The organism is Streptomyces sp. NPDC093598 (assembly GCF_044764825.1).
In the GTDB taxonomy this organism is placed as follows: Bacteria; Actinomycetota; Actinomycetes; order Streptomycetales; family Streptomycetaceae; genus Streptomyces.
The window spans coordinates 1-23,268 of record NZ_JBIWIV010000001.1 but is presented as its reverse complement, the minus strand read 5'-3'; the positions used below and the strand labels follow the sequence as shown (position 1 = coordinate 23,268).

Here is a 23,268-nt window from a genome sequence, read left to right as displayed (position 1 = left end):
ACCATGAGCGGAATTCTCGAGGGCAAGCGCGTCCTGATCACCGGTGTGCTGACGGAGGCCTCCATCGCCTTCCACACGGCCAAACTGGCCCAGGAGCAGGGCGCCGAGGTCATCCTCACGGCGTTCCCGCGGCCCACGCTGACCGAGCGCATCGCCAAGAAGCTCCCGAAGCCCGTCAAGGTCATCGAGCTCGACGTCACCAACGACGAGCACCTCGGCCGCCTTGCCGACATCGTCGGCGAGGAGCTCGGGGGCCTCGACGGTGTCGTCCACTCCATCGGCTTCGCCCCGCAGGACGCTCTCGGCGGCAACTTCCTGAACACGCCGTTCGAGTCGGTCGCCACGGCCATGCACGTCTCGGCGTACTCCCTGAAGTCGCTCACCATGGCCTGCCTGCCGCTGATGCAGAACGGCGGTTCCGTCGTCGGTCTGACGTTCGACGCGCAGTTCGCCTGGCCGCAGTACGACTGGATGGGCCCGGCCAAGGCCGCCCTGGAGGCCACCAGCCGCTACATGGCCCGCGACCTGGGCAAGCAGAACATCCGCTGCAACCTGGTCTCGGCCGGTCCGCTCGGCTCCATGGCCGCCAAGTCCATCCCGGGCTTCGGCGAGCTGGCGTCCGTGTGGGACTCCCGCTCCCCGCTGGAGTGGGACCTGAAGGACCCCGAGCCGGCCGGCCGGGGTGTCGTCGCGCTGCTGAGCGACTGGTTCCCGAAGACCACGGGCGAGATCGTCCACGTGGACGGCGGTCTGCACGCCATCGGAGCCTGACCTCCGCTACGTCTTCGACGCCCCGTTCCCCGCGGCGTGCGGGGAACGGGGCGTCACCCGTTCGGCTCAGCCGGCCGGGCGGGGGAGGCCCGCAACTGGGCACTCTGGAGTACGCGTTCACCACGCGAGCCCCTCCCCAGCACGGCCGAGGAGGTCCCCTTGTGCGCTTGTCCCGCCGAACGGCCTCAGTGTCCCTCGCCGTCGCCCTCGTCCTGACCGTGGCGTACGAGGCGGTGCCCCGCGCGCGCGTGCCCGCCGACGACCACGAGTCCGCCGATCCCTTCGGCGCCGCCTGCCGGATCAGCGTGACCGGCTCCAAGGTGACCGTGTACTGCCACAACCCCTACCCGGAGACCGACCGCGTGAGCCTGCACGTGGAGTGCGCCCGCTGGTGGGACATCGACACCGACAGCTCACCGGTCGAGGCCGGGCCCGCGCAGACCGTGCGGCTGACGGGCCGGTGCTGGAAAGAGGTCGGCCACGTGTGGATCAGTCACCGGCGGGAGAGCTGATCCCGCCCAGCCGGCACAGGAACGGGTAGCGGGCGGCCTCCGCCGCCGCCGCGTCCGCCTCGCCCGCGCGGATCGCCTCGAGCAGCCGCCCGTGGTCCATGTGCGTCTCCGGGGTCAGCTTCTCGCCGACGTCCTCGCGCAGCCAGTCCCGCAGCACCTCGCCCAGGTCCGCGTACATGGCCGTCATCACGTCGTTGTGGGAGGCGGACACGACGGCCAGGTGGAAGGTGGCGTCCGCGGTCACGAACGCCTCCTTGTCGCCCGACTCCCAGGCCTCCTCGCGGCGCAGCAGCAGCGCGTCGAGCTGCTTGAGGTCCCTCTCCGTACGCCGCTCGGCGGCCAGCCGGGCGGCGGCCGACTCCAGCGTGGAGCGCAGCTCGGCGATGTGCCGGGGATCGGCGTCGGCGAACCGGCGCTGCATCACGCCCGCCAGCTCGCTGGTCGCCACGACGTACGTGCCGGAGCCCTGGCGGATGTCCAGCAGGCCGTTGTGCGACAGCGCGCGAACGGCCTCACGGACCGTGTTGCGGGCGACCCCCAGCTGCTCGACCAGTTCCGGCTCGGTCGGGATCCGGGAGCCGACCGGCCACTCGCCCGAGGTGATCTGGGCCCGCAGCGCGGCGATGACCTGGTCGGACAGGGCCGAACGACGGGGATGGCTCAGGGGCATGGCTCACCTTCCGACGACCGGGGCGCCGCAGGGCAGCCGACGACTGGACAGTCAATCATCCCATGATTCTATGATGGGCCTCATGCCCCGTGAGGAAACCCGGACGATGACGCCCCCGACCGTACGCAGCGCAGCGGCGCACGACGCCGGGAAAGAGGGCGGCGCGTCCACGCGCGCGTGGACGATGCGGCTGCTCGTCCTCGGCATCGTGCTGGCCGCGCTGAACCTCCGCCCCGCCATCACCAGCCTCGGCGCCCTCCTGGAGGAGGTCCGCGACGGGCTGGGCATGAGCGGGAGCGTGGCCGGGCTGCTCACCTCCGTGCCGCCGCTGTGCTTCGCCGTCTTCGGCGTCATGGCTCCACGGCTCGCCCGCCGTTTCGGGGCCGGGGCCGTGGTGTGCGCCGGCATGGCCGCCATCGCCACCGGCCTGCTCGTCCGGCCCTACGCCGGCGGCACGGCCGGTTTCCTGGCCGGCAGCGCCCTCGCCCTCATGGGGATCGCGGTCAGCAACGTCCTGATGCCGGTCATCGTCAAGCACTGGTTCCCCGACCGCGTGGGTTCCATGACCGGCCTGTACTCGATGGCCCTCGCCCTCGGTACGGCCCTCGCGGCCGCCGTGACGGTGCCCCTGACCGACACCCTAGGCGGCAGCTGGCAGACGGGCCTGGCCCTGTGGGCGGGGCTCGCCGTGGCAGCCGTCCTGCCGTGGCTGCCCTTCGTCCGGGGACGCGCGACGCCGCCCGGGGCGGGGGACAAGGCCGCGGCGCCGCAGACGCAGGGCCCGGCCTCGACCTCGACGGAGCACGCGCGCGTGGAGGCGCCTCGGCTGCGGATGGCCCGGAGCCGTACCGCCTGGGCCCTGGCCGTCTTCTTCGGGCTCCAGGCCACCGCCGCCTACATCACCATGGGCTGGATGGCGCAGATCTTCCGGGACGCCGGTGTGCCCGCCGGCACCGCGGGCCTGCTGCTGGCGGTCACCATGGTGATGGGCGTGCCCCTGGCCTTCGTCATACCCCGCGTGGCCACGCGGCTGCCCCACCAGGGCCCGATCGTGCTCGCCCTGGGCGTCTGCGGCCTCGCCGGCTACGCCGGGCTGTACCTCGCGCCCGCCGCCGGCGCCTGGGCCTGGGCCCTGCTGCTCGGCGTCGCCAACTGCGCCTTCCCGCTCGCCCTGACCCTGGTCGGCATGCGGGCCAGGACCGGCCCGGGCGTGGCCCAGCTGTCGGCGTTCGCGCAGAGCACCGGCTACCTGATCTCCATCCCCGGACCGCTGCTGGTGGGCGTCCTCTACCAGCACAGCGGCGGCTGGGGCCTGCCGATCGCGCTGATGAGCGCCCTGATGATCCCGCAGATGGCCGTCGGCTTCCTGGCCGGCCGCGACCGCACGGTGGAGGACGAGGCGGCCCGCTGAGACCCGCCCCCGGGGCCGGCAGGCACCCCGGGGCATCCGGCACGTGCGGCGGGTGGGAGACTTGCCCCATGCCAGTGCTCGACCCGAATCCCCAGCACGGTCAGAAGAAGATGCTGCTCGTGTTCGGCGCCTTCTTCGCGATCTTCATCGTCATCGCCGTCATCGCGACCATCGCCTCGCCATGACCGGCGCTCACACGGCCCATGGTGGGGTTAGCCCCCCTGTCCCCTAGGGGGTGAGGGTCAGGGTCAAGTGGGTGGATCACCGGATGGGTCGGCAGCCGCGGATTCCGTAGCTTCGAGTGTGTGACCGCGAGACGGTCACCGACCACTCGAAGAGCGGAGGCACCCATGTCGGCCCCTACGCACACGCGGCCCCACCCGGCGACCCGGGCCGGTGCCGCCGGCCGACTGCCCTGGTGGGCTCTCGCCCTGCCCGTGCTCGCCTTCACCGCGCTGCTCGCCCTGATCCTCAACCCGTCCGACGCGCACGCGGCCGCCGGTGACCCCGCCATCCCTCACCTCTTCGAGCGCATGCAGCAGCTGATAGCCCACTGATCACGGCCGAAGCCCGTGGTCAACTCCCTGCGCCCCATGGCGTGTTTCATGCGAAGCTGGATCTCATGAGCGTCGCAGAACCCCGCAGGATTGTCCTCTTCCGCCATGCGAAAGCCGACTGGCCGCAGGTGACCGATCACGAGCGTCCGCTCGCCGACCGGGGCCGAATGGACGCGGCGGAGGCCGGGCGCAGGCTGACCGACACCGGTATCGCCTTCGACCTGGCCCTGTGCTCCACCGCGGTCCGGACTCGCGAAACCTGGAAGCTCGCCGTCCAGGAGTTCCCGCAGCGGCCGAAAACCGTCTACGAGGAGCGGATCTACGAGGCCTCGCCGGGCGAGCTGATCGCCTTGCTGAACGAGACCCCCGACGACGCGCAGAACGTCCTCATGATCGGGCACAACCCGGGCATCCAGGGCCTCGCCGAAGTCCTGGCGGGCTCGGGCGAGGACGAGGCCCGGGAGCGAATGGCCCGCCGTGGATTCCCGGCCGCGGCCTTCGCCGTGCTGTCGTTCGGCGGCGCGTGGAAGAGCCTGGAGCCGGGCGTGGCCACGCTGCGGGACTACTGGGCGCCGGCCGAGTGACGATCTCCGTGTGACAGGGGCCCGGCGCCGGTGCGGTGCCGGGCCCCTCCCGCACGGTTCAGACGATGTCGAGGATGTCCGCCGCCTCGACCTCTTCACGCGTGATCCCCAGCAGGTACAGGACGGTGTCCAGGAAGGGGAAGTTCACCGCGGCGTGCGCGGCCTCGCGCACCACCGGCTTGGCGTTGAAGGCGACCCCGAGACCGGCCGCGTTCAGCATGTCCAGATCGTTCGCACCGTCACCGATCGCCACGGTCTGCGACAGCGGCACACCCGCCTCCGCGGCGAACCGGCGCAGCAGCCGGGCCTTGCCCGCACGGTCGACGATCTCGCCGGTGACCTTGCCCGTCAGCCGGCCGTCGACGATCTCCAGGGTGTTGGCGTGGGCGAAGTCCAGCCCCAGCCGCTCCTTCAGATCGTCGGTGACCTGGGTGAAGCCGCCCGAGACGACACCGACTTGGTAGCCGAGCCGCTTCAGCGTACGGATCAGCGTGCGGGCGCCGGGTGTCAGCCGCACCTCGCTGCGCACCTTGTCCACGACCGAGGCGTCCAGCCCCTCCAGCAGCGCCACGCGAGCGTGCAGGGACTGCTCGAAGTCCAGCTCCCCGCGCATCGCGGCCGCCGTCACCTCGGCGACCTTGTCCTCGCAGCCCGCGTGAGCGGCGAACAGCTCGATGACCTCGTCCTGGATCAGCGTCGAGTCGACGTCCATGACGACCAGGCGCTGCGCACGCCGGTACAGGCCGGCGCCGACGACCGCCACATCGATGCCGAGCCTGGCCGCGTCGGTCACCAGGGCGGTGCGCAGCGGCTCGGTCTCCACGCCGGAGACGGCGAACTCGACGGCGGTCACGGGGTACTTGGCGAGCCGGAAGATACGGTCGATGTTGCCGCCGGTCTTCGTGATCCGCGCGGCGATCGCAGCTGTCGCCTCGGCGGTGAGCGGGTGCCCGAGCACGGTGACCAGGGAGCGGCCCAGCCCGCGCGGGCGGTTGTCGCCGAGGCCGGAGATGATCTCCGCCTGCATCTTCATCGACTCGGCCCAGCTGTGGACCGTCGCCCGCAGATCTCCCTCCAGCCCGGGGGGCGGCTCGGTCACGAGCGCGCACAGCACCATTCGGCCACGGGTGACGACCTGCTCGATGTCGACGACGTCGACGGAGTAGGCGGCGAGGGTGTCGAAGAGGCCGGCCGTGATGCCCGGCCTGTCCTTGCCGAAGATCTTCACAAGGAGGGTGGGGACGTCGGAAGACGAGGTCTGCGAAGCGCTCATGGTGGTTCCACCGTATCCGGCGGGCAGGGCATACCGCCCTCGAGGTCCGTCTGGCGGACAGCGAACACTGCATGTCGCGTCGGTGGCGGGGACATTGCGTACCGGTACGGCGTCTCGTGCCCCTCGCCGATCACCTCCCGCCCCGCGGCTTCCGCGGCGGCGGGGGAGGCGGCGGCGGAGGCGGTGGCCCGTCGTCCGGCCGCGCGGGCGGCCCGTTCCCGTTCCTCGGCCCGGGCGCCTGCCCGGGACCACGCGGGGGCGGCCCGACCGGCCGCACGACGGTGGGGGCGCCGTAGACGTCACCGGGGGCGGGGGGCTCGTCGTCCGGCGGCGTCGGCCGGCCGGGTTGCGGGGGTTGGCCGGGGCGGTGCGGGCAGGGTTCGTGGGGTTCACCGCTGCTCGGTGGAGGCCCGGGTCGCGGGGCGTGGCCGGGGCCGGGGTGACGCTGGTCCGGCCAGGGCTCCTTGCCGGGGCGCCGCCGCGGGCCCCCTGACCGCTGTTCCTCGCCGCCCCCCTGCCGTCCCGCTCCGTACGCATGTGGGCCGTCCGATGTCCGCTCCTCGCCCGCAGGCCGGGCGTCCTCCGGCTCTCGCAGTTCGTCCGGCACCCGGAGGTACGGGTTGGTGCCCGGGTTCGGCGGCCGGTACGGCCTACCCGGTGCGTACGGCCCGGCTTCCTCACCCCGCGACGCCCACGCGCCTCGCTCCCGGCCCTGAGCTCCGGACCTCCCGACACCGGCGCCGCCCCGTGGCCGCACCGTGCCCACGTCCGGCCGGGCCTGCCCGGGACCGGCATCGCGCTCAGGCCGCTCGGTGCCGGCGTCAGGCCGGTTCTGTCCGCTGCCCTCGTGGTGCGCTGCCGGGCCTGGGCCGCCCCGGGTCCCGGCCTGCCCGGCACCGGTGCTGCCCCCTGGCTGCTCGGTGCCGGTGTCCGGCCAGGCCTGACCGCTGCCCTCGTCGTACCCCGCCGGGCCAGGGCCGCCCCGGGTCCCGGCCTGCCGCCCGGCATCGGCCCCGTACCCGCCCCGCCAAGCACCCGTTCCGGGCCCGGACCGTCCCGCCACGGTCCCGGCCCACCCGGCGCCCGCCAAGCCCTCTGTCCCGCCGGTCCCGGCCAGGGCATCCCCCCGGGCCGGTGCCGTAGCCCGTCGCCCCGCCGCCCCGCACGCCCACGCGAGCGACGCCCCCACGGCCCCGGCCCCCGCGCCCCACGCCGCGCCGAGCAGCAGGGCCGTGCCGACGTGGCCGTGCAGTTCGATGCCCGCGCCGAACGCGTCGAAGCCGAGCACGGACAGGGAGGCGGTCACGGAGACGTCCGTCAGCCAGACCAGCGACGGCAGGGTGAGCGCGGTCGCGGCCCCCAGCCGCAGCGCACACCGCCCCGCGAAACGAACCGCACCTTCCGCCGCCCCGACCGGCGTCCGCACCCCGGCCAACACCCCCGCCAGCAGCATCAGCAACGCCACCGCCACCCCCAGCAGCCACACCCGCCCGTCCAGCTCGGCCAGCCGGCCCAGCGTCACCGGCCGACCGGACCCGGCGCCGAGCAGGTCGTCCAGCGGGTCCGGCAGGAAGCGGGTCAGTTCGCCCGTCGCGCGCCCGTCCCACGGCACGAACAGGCCCATCGGCACACCCAGCCACACCCCGTTGGGCGCCCCGAGCAGCGCCGCGCCGGCGATGCGCCGGGGATGGTCGTCGCCGGTCGCCGCGTACGCCGCAGCGGCGAACCCCGCCGCCACCGCCACCAGCAGCACGGTCACCACCGCGGACACGGCCGGCCGTACGACCCGGTGCACCGCCTCCCAGCCCCGGGGCAACGGCGTACGGCGCGAGGCCAGCAGGGCGATGACGAGGATCCCGGCCGACCACCCGAGCCCGCCGAGCAGCGTCGGCGCCGTGTCGACCGTGAAACCGACCGCGGCCTGCGCGTCGACCAAATCGCCGAGCCGGTCCGGCAGCAGCCCCCCGATGTCCCCGAGCCCGGGGATCTCGACGCCCCCGCTCCCGCCGGTCACGTCGTCCAGTCCGAGCGAGCCCCCGTCGATCGTGATGACGTCGTGACCCGCCCATGCCAGCCCGCCCAGCATCGCCACGAACAGCGCCACCACCGTCCCCGCCCGTGCGAGCAGTTCGGCCGGTGAGATCACAACTCCCGCCGCCCGCAAGGACCGCAGGAAGAACCACGACAGCAGCACCGCCCCGACCAGGCTCACCCCCAGTGGCGTGATCTCGATGGCCGTGTCCGCCTCCGCGCCCGTGAGGCCGAACGCCGACACATCACCGGACGGCGTGACCGAACCACCCGCCCCGAGGGCCACCACCGCCGCGGTCATCGGCCCCAACGACCCCGCCCTGTCCGCCTCCAGCAGCCGCAGGCCCAGCGCCGCCGTCCCCGCCATCCCGATCAACGCCCAGCTCACGGCGGCGACGGCGGACATCAGCACGTCCCCCCACGGCACGCGCGCATCGTCCCTCGCGGCCTCGGTACCTGTCGCAGCACTCATGGCAGACCCCCCGATCCGCTGCGCGGCGGGAACACCGCGCATGTCCCCCTCGCGTCGAAATACCACTCTCCGGCCCGGTTTCAACCCCGTCAACGGAATCGGCTGATGCGTCCGGACGCGGTCATCACAAGGCCCGACTTTCGGTCAGGGGGCCGCTCCTGAAATAGTTCCCCCCGATGTTCGACATCCCTAGACTCCCCATGTCGGGGGTAACTCGGGGGACAACTCAGTGGGGCATGGAGTGCCGGAACTCGTACTGGAATCAAACGGACGTACCTGGACGCTCGATCCGTCCAGGGCATACACCCTCGGACGTGATCCGCAGGGGGACGTCGTCTTCGACGACGCCAGGGTCTCCTGGCGTCACGCCACGGTCAGCTTCAACGGCCGCAGTTGGGTCATCGAGGACCACGGCAGCACCAACGGCACGTTCGTGCAGGGGCAGCGCATCCATCAGATGGAGCTCGGCCCCGGCTCGGCCGTCAATCTGGGCAACGCGACCGACGGTCCGCGCCTGAACCTGTCCGGCGCCGCGGCCTCCGTCGCCACGCCGCAGGCCCAGCCCCAGCAGCAGCCGTACGCCGCGCAGGGCGCGAACCCCGGTTGGGGGCAGCAGGCCCCGGCCCAGCAGCCGCCACAGCAGCAGGCCCCGCAGGCCGGCTGGCAGCAGCCGCAGCAGGCCGCGGCGCACATCCCGCAGCAGCAGGGCCCCGGCGGTGTCGCGGGGGCACCGCCGGTCCACGGCGACCGCAGCCCGACGACGTTCCACCAGTTCTCCCTCGGCCGCGTGATGCGCATCGGCCGTGCCCTGGAGAACGAGCTGGTCGTCTCGGACCTTCAGGTCTCCCGGCACCACGCCGAGTTCCACGCCATGCCCGACGGCCGTATGGAGATCCGCGACCTCGGCTCCCACAACGGCACGTACGTCAACGGCCAGCCCATCGCCAAGGGCGGTTCGCAGCTGCTCGGCCCGACCGATGTCGTCGGCGTCGGTCACTCGACGTTCCGCATCGTCGGCGACCGGCTCGAGGAGTTCGTCGACACCGGTGAGGTGTCCTTCTCCGCCCGCCACCTGACCGTCACGGTCGACGGCGGCAAGCAGATCCTCAAGGACGTCTCCTTCGGCGTCCCGGAGAAGTCGCTGATCGCGGTCATCGGCCCGTCCGGCTCCGGCAAGTCGACCCTGCTCAAGGCGCTCACGGGCTATCGCCCCGCCAACCAGGGCGAGGTGCTGTACGACAACCGGAACCTCTACAAGCAGTTCGCCGAACTGCGCCAGCGCATCGGTCTGGTCCCGCAGGACGACATCCTGCACAAGGAGCTGACCGTCAAGAAGGCCCTCAAGTACGCGGCCAAGCTGCGCTTCCCGGCGGACACCACGGGCGCCGAGCGCGAGGCCCGCATCGACGAGGTGCTGCGCGAGCTCAAGCTCGACATCCACAAGGACAAGAAGGTCACGTCCCTCTCCGGCGGCCAGCGCAAGCGCGTCTCGGTCGCCCTGGAGCTGCTCACCAAGCCGTCGCTGATCTTCCTGGACGAGCCGACCTCCGGCCTCGACCCGGGCATGGACCGCGACGTCATGCAGCTGCTGCGCGGCCTGGCCGACGACGGCCGCACGGTCCTCGTCGTCACCCACTCCGTGGCCGAGCTGGCGATCTGCGACAAGCTCCTGGTGATGGCGCCGGGCGGCTCGGTCGCCTACTTCGGTCCGCCCGAGGAGGCGCTGAACTTCTTCGGCTACGACACCTGGGCCGATGTCTTCTCCGCCTTCGAGAACTACCGCGACTACGACTGGGCGGGCCGCTGGAAGGGCTCGCAGCACTACCAGATGTACGCCGCGGACCTCGACGCGGTCGCCCCGCAGTCCGTACAGGTTCCGCCCATGCAGGCGATGAAGCCGCCGAAGCCGCAGGGCTGGATGTCCCAGTTCGTCACGCTGGTCCGGCGCTACGTCTCGGTGATCGCGTCCGACAAGGGCTTCCTCGCCCTGATGGTGATCCTGCCGGCCGTGCTCGGCGCGGTCAGCCTGCTCATCGACGCCGACAAGGGCCTGCTGCCGAACCCCGTCAACCCGCAGACCGGCCGGATCATCCCGAACGGCACGGCCACCACGGTCCTGCTGATCCTCGCCGTCGGCGCCTGCTTCGCGGGCGCGGCGAACTCGGTCCGGGAGCTGATCAAGGAACGCGTCATCTACGAGCGGGAGCGCGCCACCGGCCTCTCGCGCTCGGCGTACCTGATGTCCAAGGTGTTCGTGCTCGGCATGATCACCGTGCTCCAGGGCCTGCTGGTCGGCGTCATCGGCTTCTCCAGCCGGGAGATCCCCGAGGAGGGCCTGGTCTTCGGCAGTGCCACGCTGCTGGAGCTGTCCGTGCCGATCATGGCGCTGGGCTTCACGTCGATGATGTTCGGCCTGATCATCTCGTCGCTGGTGAAGACCGCCGAGAAGACCATGCCGCTGCTGGTGATGTTCGCGATCATCCAGGTCGTCTTCACCGGTTGCCTGTTCACGCTGCACGGCTCGATCGGCGTCAACCAGTTCTCGTTCCTGATGCCGTCGCGCTGGGCGGTCGCCGCCTCCGGTGCCACGCTGGACTTCAACAAGATCAGCCCGCCCGAGACGGCCGGCGACACCGACCCGCTGTGGGAGCACACGGTCGGGGCCTGGGCCATGGACATGGGCGCGCTCCTCGTCCTCGGCGTGATCTGCGGCTTCTTCGTGGCCCGCTTCCTGCGCCGCCACGAGCCCGAGGTCATGCGCAAGTAGTCACCGCTGTACGACGCCCGAAGGGCGGCACCTCGTCAGGAGGGTGCCGCCCTTCGGCGTTCGTGCAGCGAGCAGAGGTCCGCGCCGGCCTCAGTACGCGCTGTCGACGTTGTCCATCGAGCCGTACTTGTCGGCCGCGTAGTTGCAGGCGGCGGTGATGTTGGCTACCGGGTCGTAGATGTCCCAGGAGGTGCCGGGGACGTGCCAGTGCTTGAAGGTCGGCGGGATGACCTGCAGCAGACCCTTCGACGGGATGCCGTTGATGGCGTTGATGTCCCAGTTGTTGATCGCCTTCGGGTTACCCGAGGACTCGCGGATGATGTTGCGCTTGATGCCGTCGTAGGAGCCGGGGATCCCGTGCTTCTTCATGACGTCGAGCGACTCGCGGATCCAGCCGTCGAGGTTGTTCGGGTAGGTCTTCTTGGCGGCCTTCTTGGCCTCGGCGCGCTTGGCGGCGCGGCTCGCGGCCTCCTTCGCCTCGCGCGCGGCCTCGGCCTTCTTCTTCGCGGCCTCGGCGGCGGCCTTCTTCTTGGCGGCGGCCGCGGCGTCGGCCTTCTTCTTCGCCGCGATCTGCTCGGCCTTCAGGCTGGCGCCGGCCATCTGGTCCGTGACGCTCGCCTTGACGTCCTTGATCTGCTCGGTGCTGTACGCCACCGCAGCCGGCTGAGCGGCCTCGGTCGTGGTCTTGGTCGAGGCGCCGCTCGGCACCGCGGAGAACCCGATGGCGGCTGCGCCGAGGGTGGCGACACCGGCCATGGCGATCTTGTGGTGACGGGTCAGGCTACGACTCTGAACACGGCTGAAGATGTTCTTGGGCATGCTGCTGTGGACCTCTTCGAATAGCGCGGGAGTCGCTCGGCGTCCGGCGTTGGACTCGGTGTGTTTCCGACACGAACGCCGCGGAGGTGAACCCACGGCGCTGAGCGACGTCAGCAATTCTTAGCGGCCGCAAAATGGCGTGGCAAAGGTGTGACGTACGAAAGGAGATAGTGGATCAGGGAGGGGCAAATCGGGGCAGATTGGACTGTATTCGCCGCTCAAAAGGTGGGGCTTTGTCTCCTACGCACTTTCGTACGTGACGTGCGCCCTATGCGCGGGCTCACACCGGGCGGCAGGCGATCTCACCGCCCGTTGCACAAGCGATGCTCTATGTGAGGGCGCTCACGGCAGAACGAGGTGCACATCCCCGAACTCGTGCCACAGGTACCGGCCCTGCAGCGCGGCCTGGTACCCCCGCTCGATCGCCACCCGCCCCGCGACCGCCTCCAGCATCAGCAGATGCGACGCCTCCGGCTCGTGCAGCCCGGTCAGCAGCCCGTCCACCACCCGCACGCCCCGCTCCGGCGTGATGACGAGATCCGTCCACCCTGCACGCGCGCGTACGGCCCCGTCGGCTCCCGTGGCCGACTCCACCGCCCGCACCGCCGTCGTCCCCACCGCCACGACCCGGCCCCCACCGGCCCTCGCGGCGTTGATCAGCCGCGCGGACGCCCCCGGCACCGCGAAACGCTCCGGGTACGGCGGCTCGTGCGCCTCCACCGACGCCACCCCCGTGTGCAGCGTGACCGGCGCGAACTGCACCCCGCGGCTCACCAGCTCCGCCACCAGGCGTGCCGTGAAGGGCCGCGCCGCGCTCGGCATCTCCGCACTGCCCGTCCCGTCCGCCGACGGCAGCGCGAACACCGTCTGGTAGACGGACAGCGGCTGGTCCCGCTCCGTGTAGGCGTAACGGATGGGCCGCCCGTGCTCCCGCAGCAGCCCCGGCACCCCCGGCCCGGACACCCGTGCCCACCACAGCCGCTCGCTCCGCCCGCTCAGCGGCTCCTCCACCACCAGCCGCACGCCTCCCGGCAGGCACACCACCCTCCCCGCAGGCCCGCCCGCACGCGCGCGCGTGGTGCCCCGCCCGTCGGGATCCCGCAGCTCCACCGCCCAGCGACCGTCGTCCCCGCGCGTGGAGAAGTGCACCACCACGCGCGCGTGCCCGGTCCACCCGTCCACCGCCGCCGCCAGCGTGGCCGAGGTGTTGACCACGAGCAGATCCCCGGCCCGCAGCAGCGACGGCAGTTCCGTGAACGTGTGATGCGCCACCTCGGCACCCCGCGACACCAGCATCCGTACGGCGTCCCGCTCCAGCCCCGGGCCCCGCTGCTCGACGGGCACCCGCGCGGACAGCTCCTCCGGTACGCGCACGGCCAGAGTCATCGGGCCCCGTCCAGCAGCGCCGGAGCGCCGTACCGCCCACTCGCCGGACGCTCGTCCAGCAGCTTCAGGAATCCCGGCACCACGGCCGCCGGCTCGGGCCGCGGCTCCCGGTCGTCCGGTACGGCCGCCGCGTACAGGTCCGTGGCCATGTCCCCGGGATCCACCGCCCAGACCCGCAGCCCCGGCTCCTCCACGGCGAGCACCGCCATCAGCTGGTCCAGGGCCGCCTTGGACGCCCCGTAACCGCCCCAGGTCTCGTACGCCTCGGCGGCCGCGTCCGAACTGACCGCGACGACGGTGCCCGCCCGCGAGGCCCGCAGCAGCGGCAGCGCCTCCCGGACCAGACCCAGCCCGGCCACCAGGTTGACCTCCAGCGCCCGTCGCAGCCCCTCCAGGGACAGCTCCTCCAGCCGCACCAGCGGCTCGGCGCCCAGCGCACTCGCGTTGTGCACCAGCAGGTCGACGCCGCCCAGCCGCCAGGCCGCCGACACCAGCTCCGCCCGGTGCGCGGCGTCCGTGACGTCCCCGGGCAGGGCGGTCACGCGCGTGCCGTGCACGGAGGCCGCCGCGGCCGCGTCCGCCAGCGCCTCGGCTCCCCTGGCGTCGAGCACCAGGTCCCAGCCCCGCCCGGCCAGGGCCCCGGCCAGCGCCCGGCCCAGGCCCTTCGAGGCCCCGGTGATGATCGCAACGGCCATGATCAGCTCCCTCTACGTGATCGAAGTGCCCTCACCGTAGAAACGGGCCGCCGGCACCGCCTCGGACGCGGGCCGCAATCCGCCGGGTCCCTTCGCCCTACGCCGCGGGCCCGGCGCCCGCGGGCCTACACCTCGGCATCCGGCCGACTCCGCCTCGCGACCTAGGCCCACCGGACCGGGCACCCGCCTCCACCGGTCCGATCCGCGCTGTCACAGCCCGCCGGTACCGTGAGGTCATGAGTCACGGTCCCCGGTCCGGCCTCGCCGCGGTGAGCTCCGCGTTGCTGGCCATGAGCAGGCATCTCGAGGTGCGCGACGTCCTCAAGACGATCGTCGCCTCGGCCCGCGAGCTGCTCGACGCGCAGTACGCCGCGCTCGGAGTCCCGGATGACCACGGCGGCTTCGCCCAGTTCGTCGTCGACGGCGTCAGCGAGGAGCAGTGGAAGGCCATCGGCCCCCTCCCGCGCCAGCACGGCGTCCTCGCCGCGATGCTCCACGAGGCCAGGGCCGAGCGCCTCGCGGACGTCCGCAAGGACCCCCGCTTCGAGGGCTGGCCCAAGGCCCACCCCGACCTGGTCGACTTCCTGGGCCTGCCGATCCGCGACGGCGACGAGGTCATCGGCGCCCTCTTCCTGGCCAACAAGAACTGTCCGAGAGCGGAGGGCAGTTGCGGCTTCACGGCCGACGACGAGGAACTGCTCGGCATCCTCGCCCAGCACGCCGCGATCGCCCTCACCAACGCCCGCCTCTACGAGCGCAGCCGTGAACTCACGATCGCCGAGGAGCGCTCCCGCCTCGCCCACGAACTGCACGACGCGGTCAGCCAGAAGCTGTTCTCCCTGCGCCTGACCGCCCAGGCCGCGGCCCGGCTGGTGGACCGGGACCCCTCCCGCGCCAAGGGCGAACTCCAGCAGGTGGCGGCCCTCGCCGCCGAGGCCGCCGACGAACTGCGCGCGGCGGTCGTCGAGTTGCGCCCCGCCGCCCTCGACGAGGACGGCCTCGTGGCGACGCTCCGGACACAGATCCAGGTCCTCGACCGTGCCCACAGCGCCCGCGTCACCTTCGCAGGCCACGGCGTGAAGGCCCTGCCCGCCTCCCAGGAGGAGGCCCTCCTGCGCGTCGCCCAGGAGGCCCTGCACAACGCCCTGCGCCACTCAGGCGCCGACCACGTCGACGTGACCCTGGACCGCCGCGGCGGCGGAGCCGTCCTGCGGGTCACGGACGACGGCGGCGGCTTCGACCCGCAGGCGGTCCGCCGCGCGGGACGCCATCTCGGCCTGGTCTCGATGCGGGACCGGGCGAGCGGCGCCGGCGGCACGCTGACCGTCGAATCGGCGCCCGGCAAGGGCACCGTGATCGAGATGGAGGTCCCCGGTGGCTGACGCAATCAAGGTGCTGCTCGTCGACGACCACCAGGTCGTCCGCCGGGGCCTGCGCACCTTCCTCGAAGTGCAGGACGACATCGAGGTCGTCGGCGAGGCGGCGGACGGCGCCGAAGGAGTCGAGCGCGCCCAGGAGCTGAAGCCCGACGTCATCCTCATGGACGTCAAGATGCCGGGCATGGACGGCGTGGACGCCCTGCGCCGACTCCGCGAGCTGGACAACCCCGCGCGTGTACTGGTCGTCACCAGCTTCACCGAGCAGCGCACGGTGGTCCCGGCCCTGCGCGCCGGCGCCGCCGGCTACGTCTACAAGGACGTCGACCCCGACGCCCTCGCGGGAGCCATCCGCTCGGTCCACGCAGGGCACATCCTCCTCCAGCCGGAGGTCGCCGGCGCCCTGCTGGCGCAGGAGGAGACCAACTCGGGTACCGGAAGGGCCGGTTCACTCACCGAGCGGGAGCGCGAGGTCCTCGGGCTCATAGCGGACGGCCGCTCGAACCGGGAGATCGCCCGCGCGCTCGTCCTCTCCGAGAAGACCGTCAAGACCCACGTCTCGAACATCCTCATGAAACTCGACCTGGCCGACCGAACGCAGGCCGCCCTGTGGGCCGTTCGCCATGGCGTGACCGGCTGACACGCTCACCCCACGGGAACACGGAAGGTTGCGTTCCGGACCGAGATTCATACTGTCGTGGGAACGTCCCCCGAATGGCGCAACCTCAGTGGATCTCCGCCGTTCTCCAGTGCGTGCTGCGGCGCCTGCCGCGGCGATCGCAAGGAGGGCTCAGAAGTGAAGAACCTGAAGAAGGCAGCGGCCGTGACGATGGTGACGGGTGGCCTGCTGGCCGCCGGCGCGGGCATGGCCTCCGCCACCAGCGCGCACGCCGACGGCCAGGCCGTGGGCTCCCCGGGCGTCGGCTCGGGCAACGTCGTCCAGGCCCCGGTGCACGTCCCGGTCAACGTGTCCGGCAACAGCGTGAACGTCGTGGGCATCCTGAACCCGGCCTTCGGCAACTCCGCCGTCAACCACTGACGCTCCACCTCCGTCTCCGAGCCGGAGGTGACACCGGCCTCCCGGTCCTGCCCGGGAGGCCGGTCAGTCATATACGGCCCGGTCAGCGAACCCCCCGCTCCCGCTCCTCCACAACGGAGTTGTACGCCGCGACCTGCGCCCGCCGAGCCGTCCGCTCCACCGGCCGCAACGCCTCCCGCCGCGCGAAGATCTCGGACGAACTCACCGCGCCCCCGTGCCCGCTCTCCGTCGCCACAGCGATCAGCGTCCCCACCCGCTGCGCCAGCTCCAGCACCCGCACCGCCCGCGGCGGATACCCCGGCGCCAGCACCTCCCGCCCCCGCTCGGCCCGCGCCCGGTACGCGTCGATCGCCGCCTCAGCCATCGGCCCCGACCCGGCCACATCCAGCCGCGTCAGCACCTCCGTGGCATCCCGCAGGGCCTCCGCCAGCTCCCGCTCCGCCTCGCCCAGCGACGGCACATCCGCGGGCGGCGCCTCCCGCACGGGCAGCACATTCCACACCACCTCGACGTGCACATCACCCTCGGGCCCGGCCTCGGACACCTCCGGCACCAGCCCCAACGCGGCCCCGTGGCAGACCACCGCCTGCTCGGCGTCCAACGCCCTCGCGTTGAACTCCGGCGGTCCGCTCAGCCCCAGCGGATGCCCCGGCGCCGGCAGCGCGACCCGCAGCCCGGTCACCCCGAGCGCCCGCAGCCGCCCCAGCGCGAGCGTGAGACCGACCTGGCCCGACTCACCCGGCAGCCCCTCCACCCGGTGCACCGCGTCCTCGCCGACGACAGCGAGCACCGCGTCGTCCGGCGAGACATGTCCGGCCAAAAGGGCATTTCCCCAAGCTGCGAGACGTCCAGCACGTGGTTCCGAGAGCATGCCTCCACCCTAGGACCCTCCAAGGACCGGACCGAGGGAATGTCCGGGCCGACCGGTGGCGTAGATTTCATGGAGGGCTGCGCCCACCGGCGCGGCGGACCGAGCCACAGGCTTACGCGACAGCCGAGACCGGCCACACTGCAAGGGGAGACAACGCGCTCATGAGCGATGTTCTGGAGCTTCAGGACGTATCCGTGGTCCGTGAGGGCCGGGCTCTGGTGGACCAGGTCTCCTGGTCGGTCAAGGAGGGCGAGCGCTGGGTCATCCTCGGCCCGAACGGCGCCGGCAAGACCACCCTCCTCAACCTCGCTTCCACCTACCTCTTCCCCAGCTCGGGCACCGCCGCCATCCTCGGCGAGACCCTCGGCCGGCCCGGCACCGACGTCTTCGAGCTGCGCCCGCGCATCGGCATGGCCGGCATCGCCATGACCGAGAAGCTCCCCAAGCGCCAGACGGTCCTGGAGACGGTCCTGACCGCCGCGTACGGCATGACCGCCACCTGGCACGAGGACTACGAGGACATCGACGAGCAGCGCGCCCGCGCCTTCCTCGACCGCCTCGGTATGAGCGAGTACCTGGAGCGCAGGTTCGGCACGCTCTCCGAGGGCGAGCGCAAGCGCACCCTGATCGCCCGCGCCCTGATGACCGACCCCGAGCTGCTCCTCCTCGACGAGCCCGCCGCCGGCCTCGACCTCGGCGGCCGCGAGGACCTCGTCCGCCGGCTCGGCCGCCTCGCCCTGGACCCGATCGCCCCCTCGATGCTGATGGTCACCCACCACGTCGAGGAGATCCCGCCGGGCTTCACCCACGTCCTCATGATCCGTCAGGGCAAGGTCCTCGCCGCCGGCCCGCTGGAGCTCGAACTCACCTCCCGCAACCTCTCCCTCTGCTTCGGCCTCCCGCTCGTCGTCGAACAGTCGGGCGAGCGCTGGACCGCGCAGGGTCTCCCGCTCTCCTGACCCGGCCCCTCGCCGCACAAATCCCCCACCGAGAACGGCATTTCACACACGGGCGCCCTGTCGGCGACAGGGCCCGCGGACCTACCATGACCATGTGGAAATCGACGCATGGCTGTGGTGGCTGATCGGCGCGGCAGCGCTCGGCATCGCGCTCGTGGTCACCGCGATGCCCGAACTCGCGATGCTGGCGGTGGGCGCCATCGCCGCGGCGGTGGTCACCGGCGTCTTCGGCGGCGGAGCCGTCGCCCAGGTCGCGGTCTTCGCCGTCATCTCGACCGCCGGCATCGCCGTCGTACGGCCCATCGCGAACCGGCATCGCGCCCAGCGCCCCCAATTCGCAACCGGCGTGGACGCGTTGAAGGGCAGACAAGCCGTCGTCCTGGAACGCGTCGACGCCTCCGGCGGCCGGATCAAGCTGGCCGGAGAGGTCTGGTCGGCCCGCGCCCTCGACACCGACCGTGCCTACGAAGTAGGCCAGGAAGTGGATGTCGTGGACATCGAGGGAGCCACCGCGATCGTCATGTGACCTCGCAGGACGTAACTGGAGTGAACTCCTCGCCAGCCACACGACGGTCTGTCAGACTCGACCAGCACGATCTTCGACAACCATAAGATCTGCCGAAGGCGCCGAAGCGGAGAAGGGATACGGGGAACGACGATGGAACCGGTCATCATCGTCCTGATCATTCTGGTGGTGTTGGTCTTCATCGCCCTGATCAAGACGATCCAAGTCATCCCACAGGCCAGTGCGGCCATCGTCGAGCGCTTCGGGCGCTACACACGGACACTCAACGCGGGCCTCAACATCGTCGTCCCGTTCATCGACACCATCCGCAACCGCATCGACCTGCGTGAACAGGTCGTGCCCTTCCCGCCGCAGCCGGTGATCACCCAGGACAACCTGGTCGTGAACATCGACACCGTCATCTACTACCAGGTGACCGACGCGCGGGCCGCGACGTACGAGGTCGCCAGCTACATCCAGGCGATCGAGCAGCTCACCGTCACCACCCTCCGCAACATCATCGGTGGCATGGACCTGGAGCGGACCCTGACCTCCCGCGAGGAGATCAACGCGGCCCTGCGCGGCGTCCTCGACGAGGCCACCGGCAAGTGGGGCATCCGCGTCAACCGCGTCGAGCTCAAGGCGATCGAACCACCCACCTCCATCCAGGACTCGATGGAGAAGCAGATGCGCGCCGACCGCGACAAGCGCGCCGCGATCCTCCAGGCCGAAGGTGTCCGGCAGTCCGAGATCCTGCGCGCCGAAGGTGAGAAGCAGTCCCAGATCCTGCGCGCCGAGGGTGAGGCCAAGGCCGCCGCCCTGCGCGCCGAGGGCGAGGCCCAGGCCGTCCGCACGGTCTTCGAAGCCATCCACGCCGGCGACCCGGACCAGAAGCTCCTCTCCTACCAGTACCTCCAGATGCTCCCCAAGATCGCCGAGGGCGACGCCAACAAGCTCTGGATCGTCCCCAGCGAAATCGGCGACGCCCTCAAGGGCCTCTCCGGCGCGATGGGCAACTTCGGTGGCATCGGCGGCGGTTCCGGCGGCAACTCCGGCACGTCCGGAGGCAGCGTCCCCGCCCAGGAACGCCGAGAGAAGCCGTCCATCGACTGACCCGGCAGGCACGCACGAAGGGGCCCGCTTCCCAGGGAAGCGGGCCCCTTTCGTACGACACCCCCTAGGCCGCGGGCTGGCCCAGCCACTCCGGCAGCGCGTCGAAGTCGTCCTGCCCCAGCGCCAGCAGCATCGCGTCCGCCGGCGTCGGCTCGAACGGCAGCCGCAGCAGTGGCATCCCCGCCTCCTCCGGAGTCCGGTTCGCCTTACGGTGATTGTCCTGCGCACACGAGGCCACCGTGTTCAGCCACGTGTCCTGGCCCCCCTGCGACCGCGGCACCACGTGGTCGACGGTCGTCGCCCGCCTCCCGCAGTACGCGCACCGGTGCCGGTCCCTGACCAGCACACCCCGCCGCGACCACGGCGCTCGTCTTCGGAACGGCACCCGTACGTACTGGCAGAGCCTGATCACACGGGGCGCAGGTATGTCGACCGCGGCTCCCCGCATCCGCAGTTCGGGGTGGGCCTGCTCGACGACGGCCTTGTCCTGAAGCACCAGAACGACGGCTCGGTTCAACGTCACCGTCGACAGCGGCTCGAAGCTCGCGTTCAGCACCAGCGTGTCCCGCATACCAGCCCACCTCCCGTGTGCACCGGCCCACCCCCTGGCGGGCTGGGATCAACTCTGGCCGGGCACGCCGAGATGGACAACGCAATATCTGCTGCTCCCACGGGGTGCGACCCCCGCGACCCCCGGCAACAAAAATGCCCGCTCCTGATCAATTCCAAGACCAGGAGCGGGCAAACGTTCCATGAACGCCGGGATCGCCCGGCGGGTGGCTCAGCCCTCGGCGGGCACCTCGTACTCACCGATCAGCTGGGCCCGCCCGATCGTGTGGAACCGCAGGTTGAAGCCGACGGCGGCGGGCGACGCGTCCGCGTCCGGGCCGAGCTTCTCCTGGTCCACGGCGTACACCGTGAACACATACCGGTGCGGCCCGTCCCCGGGCGGCGGCGCGGCCCCGCCGAACTCCTTGCCGCCGTAGTCGTTACGAGCGTGGATCGCGCCTTCCGGCAGCCCCTCGAACTTGCCGCTGCCCGCACCCACCGGCAGCTCGGTCACCGACGCCGGGATGTCGAACAGCACCCAGTGCCAGAACCCGCTGCCCGTCGGAGCATCGGGGTCGAAGCAGGTCACGGCGAAGCTCTTGGTCTCGGGCGGGAAGCCCTCCCACCGCAGCTGCGGCGAGGTGTTGCCGGCCGCGTAGACCTGAGCGTCCTGGAGCGTTGCACCTTCCTCGACGTCCTTGCTCATCACCGTGAACGACGCGACGGGCGGATGGAAGTCGTGGGGGAGCGGCCGCCGCTTGAGCTCGGTCACCTCGGTACCTCCTGATCGTTTCTTGCAGTCGCCCCCGAGCCTAGAACCAGTTGCGCTTGCTGCCGACCTCCGACAGCCACTGGTTCAGATACGCGGTCCAGTCCGTCCCCTGGTAGTCGTTGAGACCCACCTGGAAGGACCGGAAGGTGTCGCTGCCCTCGCTGAACAGGCCGGGCTTCTTGTCCATCTCCAGCACCACGTCCATGGCCCGATCGTCGGCCACGAAGCTCAGCTCGACCTGGTTCAGCCCGCGGTACTGCTGCGGCGGGTAGAACTCGATCTCCTGGTAGAACGGCAGCCGCTGCCGCGTACCCCGGATCACACCGCGCTCCATGTCCGCGTTCTTGAACCGGAAGCCCAGCTGGATGAACGCGTCGAGGATCGCCTTCTGCGCCGGCAGCGGGTGCACGTTGACCGGGTCCAGGTCACCGGAGTCCACCGCACGCGCGATCTCCAGCTCGGTAGAGACCCCGATGTTCATGCCGCGCAGCGTCTGACCGTCGATCGTCGTGATCGGCGTCTCCCACGGGATCTCGAGACCGAACTGCACCGCGTGCACCGCGTTCGCCTGAAGCTCGAACGCCCCGCCCAGCCGCGACTTCGTGAATTCGATGTCCTGCTTGTACTCCTGGTCGCCGCTCTCCACCTCGACCTTGGCCTGCAGCCCGACCGAGAGCCCCTCGATCTGCTGGTTGACGGAGCCGCCCTGGATCCGCACCTCACCCTGGACGACACCGCCCGGGACGACGTTGACCTCGTGCAGCACGGTCTCGACCGAAGCCCCGCCGGCCCCCAGGCTCGCGAGCAGCTTCTTGAACGCCATGTCTCTCCCTCTCGCCCACTACGGGTGGATCCTTGATCCCTACAAACGCGATCCGGCCGTGGCCGGTTCCATGTCCCACCCTGGCAAGACCGGTGCCCGACGGCCACCCCGCGGCACCACTCGTCTCCAGTACCCTCGGACGGCATGATCGCGACCCCCGACCGTACGCCCCTGTCCAGGGAGTTCTTCGACCGGCCCGTCCTCGATGTCGCCCCCGACCTGCTCGGCCGCATCCTGGTACGCAGCACCCCGGACGGTCCGATCGCCCTCCGCCTCACCGAGGTCGAGGCCTACGACGGTGCCGACGACCCCGGCTCCCACGCCTATCGCGGCCGTACGGCCCGCAACGGCGTGATGTTCGGTCCGCCCGGTCACGTGTACGTCTACTTCACCTATGGGATGTGGTTCTGCATGAACCTGGTCTGCGGCCCCGAGGGAAAGGCGAGCGCGGTCCTGCTCCGCGCCGGCGAGATCATCGAGGGCGCCGAACTGGCCCGCACCCGTCGACTCTCGGCCCGTAACGACAAGGAACTGGCCAAAGGCCCGGCCCGTCTCGCCACGGCCCTGAACGTCGACCGCTCCCTGGACGGCACGGACGCGTGCACGACCGAGGACACCCCGCTGCGCATGCTGACCGGCACACCCGTGCCCTCCGACCAGGTACTCAACGGCCCCCGCACCGGTGTCGGCGGCGACGGGGCCGCGCACCCCTGGCGCTTCTGGGTGGCCAACGACCCGACGGTGAGCCCCTATCGAGCCCATGTCCCGAGGCGCCGCCGAAGTTGACGCGCCCTACCGAGGTGCGTAATGTAGCCCGAGCCGCTGAGCCGGGTATGGCGATCGCCAGCAACCGGAAGCGGCCAAACCACTACCTAGCGACTCCCCTCAGCGGGGGCGAATTCGGCGTGCCCGCATGCCTGAATTCGGCGCCGACGGACTCGATTATGAGTTGGACGGGGAATCGGCTAACGTAGTGAATGTCGAAAGGCCGACGAGCGAAAGCCCGGGCCGAACGGCAAATCCCGCCGACAGGGAATCGGATCGAAAAGGATCTGATAGAGTCGGAAACGCAAGACCGAAGGGAAGCCCGGAGGAAAGCCCGAGAGGGTGAGTACAAAGGAAGCGACCGTTCCTTGAGAACTCAACAGCGTGCCAAAAGTCAACGCCAGATATGTTGATACCCCGTCCATCGGACAACCGATGGTCGAGGTTCCTTTGAAAAACACAGCGAGGACGCTGTGAACGGTCGGGCCTATTCCGCCTGACTGTTCCGCTCTCGTGGTGTTGCACCGGATTACCGGTACACATTCACG

The 23,268-nt window shown here is 71.2% G+C and carries 24 protein-coding genes; 14 read left to right on the top strand and 10 right to left on the bottom strand.

What is annotated here, in order from left to right; genetic code table 11:
- The first annotated feature begins 3 nt into the window (after nt 1-3).
- Complete coding sequence (fabI, locus tag ACIRDU_RS00120) at nt 4-771, top strand: enoyl-ACP reductase FabI (protein ID WP_403572131.1); 768 nt, start codon at nt 4-6, stop codon at nt 769-771.
- A gap of 161 nt (nt 772-932) precedes the next feature.
- Nucleotides 933-1,283, top strand: coding sequence for a hypothetical protein (locus ACIRDU_RS00115; protein WP_403572128.1), 351 nt, complete (start codon nt 933-935; stop codon nt 1,281-1,283).
- On the opposite strand, the gene ACIRDU_RS00110 is transcribed toward ACIRDU_RS00115, so the two are convergent.
- Nucleotides 1,261-1,953 carry a FadR/GntR family transcriptional regulator gene (locus ACIRDU_RS00110; protein WP_403572125.1) on the bottom strand — a complete coding sequence of 231 codons (693 nt, stop codon included), beginning with the start codon at nt 1,951-1,953 and terminating at the stop codon, nt 1,261-1,263. The two genes, ACIRDU_RS00115 and ACIRDU_RS00110, sit on opposite strands and share 23 nt — an antisense overlap.
- A 70-nt stretch (nt 1,954-2,023) precedes the next feature.
- On the opposite strand from ACIRDU_RS00110, the gene ACIRDU_RS00105 reads away from it, so the two are divergent.
- The 4 genes from ACIRDU_RS00105 (at nt 2,024) to ACIRDU_RS00090 (ending at nt 4,505) form a co-directional block, all read left to right on the top strand.
- On the top strand, nt 2,024-3,364 hold the full coding sequence (locus tag ACIRDU_RS00105) for a CynX/NimT family MFS transporter (RefSeq protein ID WP_403572122.1): 1,341 nt from the start codon (nt 2,024-2,026) through the stop codon (nt 3,362-3,364).
- Nucleotides 3,365-3,432: 68 nt separating this feature from the next.
- Entirely contained in the window at nt 3,433-3,549 is a 117-nt protein-coding gene (locus tag ACIRDU_RS00100; RefSeq protein ID WP_097215821.1) for an SGM_5486 family transporter-associated protein, read from the top strand.
- Between the two features lie 165 nt (nt 3,550-3,714).
- Nucleotides 3,715-3,921, top strand: a complete 207-nt coding sequence (locus ACIRDU_RS00095) for a hypothetical protein (RefSeq protein ID WP_403572118.1) — start codon at nt 3,715-3,717, stop codon at nt 3,919-3,921.
- 65 nt (nt 3,922-3,986) lie between these two features.
- Entirely contained in the window at nt 3,987-4,505 is a 519-nt protein-coding gene (locus ACIRDU_RS00090) for a SixA phosphatase family protein (protein ID WP_403572115.1), read from the top strand.
- Nucleotides 4,506-4,563: 58 nt separating this feature from the next.
- On the opposite strand, the gene serB is transcribed toward ACIRDU_RS00090, so the two are convergent.
- Together serB and ACIRDU_RS00080 are read right to left on the bottom strand one after the other, a co-directional pair.
- Nucleotides 4,564-5,778, bottom strand: a complete 1,215-nt coding sequence (serB, locus tag ACIRDU_RS00085) for a phosphoserine phosphatase SerB (protein WP_403572112.1) — start codon at nt 5,776-5,778, stop codon at nt 4,564-4,566.
- A gap of 130 nt (nt 5,779-5,908) precedes the next feature.
- Nucleotides 5,909-8,236, bottom strand: coding sequence for a streptophobe family protein (locus ACIRDU_RS00080; RefSeq protein ID WP_403572109.1), 2,328 nt, complete (start codon nt 8,234-8,236; stop codon nt 5,909-5,911).
- A gap of 286 nt (nt 8,237-8,522) precedes the next feature.
- Between ACIRDU_RS00080 and ACIRDU_RS00075 the strand changes: the two genes are divergently transcribed.
- Nucleotides 8,523-11,048 (top strand): FHA domain-containing protein, encoded by a 2,526-nt coding sequence (locus ACIRDU_RS00075; RefSeq protein ID WP_403572107.1) that lies wholly within the window; start codon nt 8,523-8,525, stop codon nt 11,046-11,048.
- Nucleotides 11,049-11,138: 90 nt separating this feature from the next.
- Here ACIRDU_RS00075 and ACIRDU_RS00070 read toward each other — a convergent pair whose 3' ends face one another.
- The 3 genes from ACIRDU_RS00070 to ACIRDU_RS00060 form a co-directional block, all read right to left on the bottom strand.
- A complete protein-coding gene (locus ACIRDU_RS00070) occupies nt 11,139-11,867 on the bottom strand; it encodes a transglycosylase SLT domain-containing protein (protein WP_403572104.1) in 729 nt (242 codons plus the stop codon).
- A gap of 342 nt (nt 11,868-12,209) precedes the next feature.
- A complete protein-coding gene (locus ACIRDU_RS00065) occupies nt 12,210-13,253 on the bottom strand; it encodes an S-adenosylmethionine:tRNA ribosyltransferase-isomerase (RefSeq protein WP_403572101.1) in 1,044 nt (347 codons plus the stop codon).
- A complete protein-coding gene (locus ACIRDU_RS00060) occupies nt 13,250-13,948 on the bottom strand; it encodes an SDR family NAD(P)-dependent oxidoreductase (RefSeq protein WP_403572099.1) in 699 nt (232 codons plus the stop codon). Before ACIRDU_RS00060 ends, ACIRDU_RS00065 begins: the two co-directional genes overlap by 4 nt.
- 236 nt (nt 13,949-14,184) lie before the next feature.
- Between ACIRDU_RS00060 and ACIRDU_RS00055 the strand changes: the two genes are divergently transcribed.
- The 3 genes from ACIRDU_RS00055 to ACIRDU_RS00045 all read left to right on the top strand — a co-directional run bounded on the left by ACIRDU_RS00055 (nt 14,185) and on the right by ACIRDU_RS00045 (nt 16,363).
- Entirely contained in the window at nt 14,185-15,330 is a 1,146-nt protein-coding gene (locus ACIRDU_RS00055; RefSeq protein ID WP_403572096.1) for a GAF domain-containing sensor histidine kinase, read from the top strand.
- On the top strand, nt 15,323-15,964 hold the full coding sequence (locus ACIRDU_RS00050) for a response regulator (protein WP_403572094.1): 642 nt from the start codon (nt 15,323-15,325) through the stop codon (nt 15,962-15,964). The genes ACIRDU_RS00055 and ACIRDU_RS00050 overlap by 8 nt, the downstream gene beginning before the upstream one ends.
- A gap of 156 nt (nt 15,965-16,120) precedes the next feature.
- Complete coding sequence (locus ACIRDU_RS00045; RefSeq protein WP_031118966.1) at nt 16,121-16,363, top strand: chaplin; 243 nt, start codon at nt 16,121-16,123, stop codon at nt 16,361-16,363.
- Nucleotides 16,364-16,445: 82 nt separating this feature from the next.
- On the opposite strand, the gene ACIRDU_RS00040 is transcribed toward ACIRDU_RS00045, so the two are convergent.
- On the bottom strand, nt 16,446-17,234 hold the full coding sequence (locus tag ACIRDU_RS00040) for a hypothetical protein (RefSeq protein ID WP_403572091.1): 789 nt from the start codon (nt 17,232-17,234) through the stop codon (nt 16,446-16,448).
- A gap of 161 nt (nt 17,235-17,395) precedes the next feature.
- On the opposite strand from ACIRDU_RS00040, the gene ACIRDU_RS00035 reads away from it, so the two are divergent.
- From ACIRDU_RS00035 to ACIRDU_RS00025, 3 genes are all read left to right on the top strand, one after another.
- On the top strand, nt 17,396-18,193 hold the full coding sequence (locus tag ACIRDU_RS00035; RefSeq protein WP_403572090.1) for an ABC transporter ATP-binding protein: 798 nt from the start codon (nt 17,396-17,398) through the stop codon (nt 18,191-18,193).
- Between the two features lie 94 nt (nt 18,194-18,287).
- On the top strand, nt 18,288-18,719 hold the full coding sequence (locus tag ACIRDU_RS00030; protein WP_403572087.1) for an NfeD family protein: 432 nt from the start codon (nt 18,288-18,290) through the stop codon (nt 18,717-18,719).
- A 132-nt stretch (nt 18,720-18,851) separates the two neighbouring features.
- Entirely contained in the window at nt 18,852-19,811 is a 960-nt protein-coding gene (locus tag ACIRDU_RS00025) for an SPFH domain-containing protein (RefSeq protein WP_403572084.1), read from the top strand.
- A 64-nt stretch (nt 19,812-19,875) separates the two neighbouring features.
- On the opposite strand, the gene ACIRDU_RS00020 is transcribed toward ACIRDU_RS00025, so the two are convergent.
- From ACIRDU_RS00020 to ACIRDU_RS00010, 3 genes are all read right to left on the bottom strand, one after another.
- On the bottom strand, nt 19,876-20,382 hold the full coding sequence (locus tag ACIRDU_RS00020) for an HNH endonuclease (protein WP_403572082.1): 507 nt from the start codon (nt 20,380-20,382) through the stop codon (nt 19,876-19,878).
- Nucleotides 20,383-20,592: 210 nt separating this feature from the next.
- Nucleotides 20,593-21,132 (bottom strand): YbhB/YbcL family Raf kinase inhibitor-like protein, encoded by a 540-nt coding sequence (locus ACIRDU_RS00015; RefSeq protein WP_403572079.1) that lies wholly within the window; start codon nt 21,130-21,132, stop codon nt 20,593-20,595.
- A 40-nt stretch (nt 21,133-21,172) separates the two neighbouring features.
- Nucleotides 21,173-21,955 (bottom strand): sporulation protein, encoded by a 783-nt coding sequence (locus ACIRDU_RS00010; RefSeq protein ID WP_403572076.1) that lies wholly within the window; start codon nt 21,953-21,955, stop codon nt 21,173-21,175.
- A 144-nt stretch (nt 21,956-22,099) separates the two neighbouring features.
- Here ACIRDU_RS00010 and ACIRDU_RS00005 point away from each other — a divergent pair, with 144 nt between their 5' ends.
- Nucleotides 22,100-22,741, top strand: coding sequence for a DNA-3-methyladenine glycosylase (locus tag ACIRDU_RS00005; protein WP_403572074.1), 642 nt, complete (start codon nt 22,100-22,102; stop codon nt 22,739-22,741).
- The last annotated feature ends 527 nt before the right edge of the window (nt 22,742-23,268 follow it).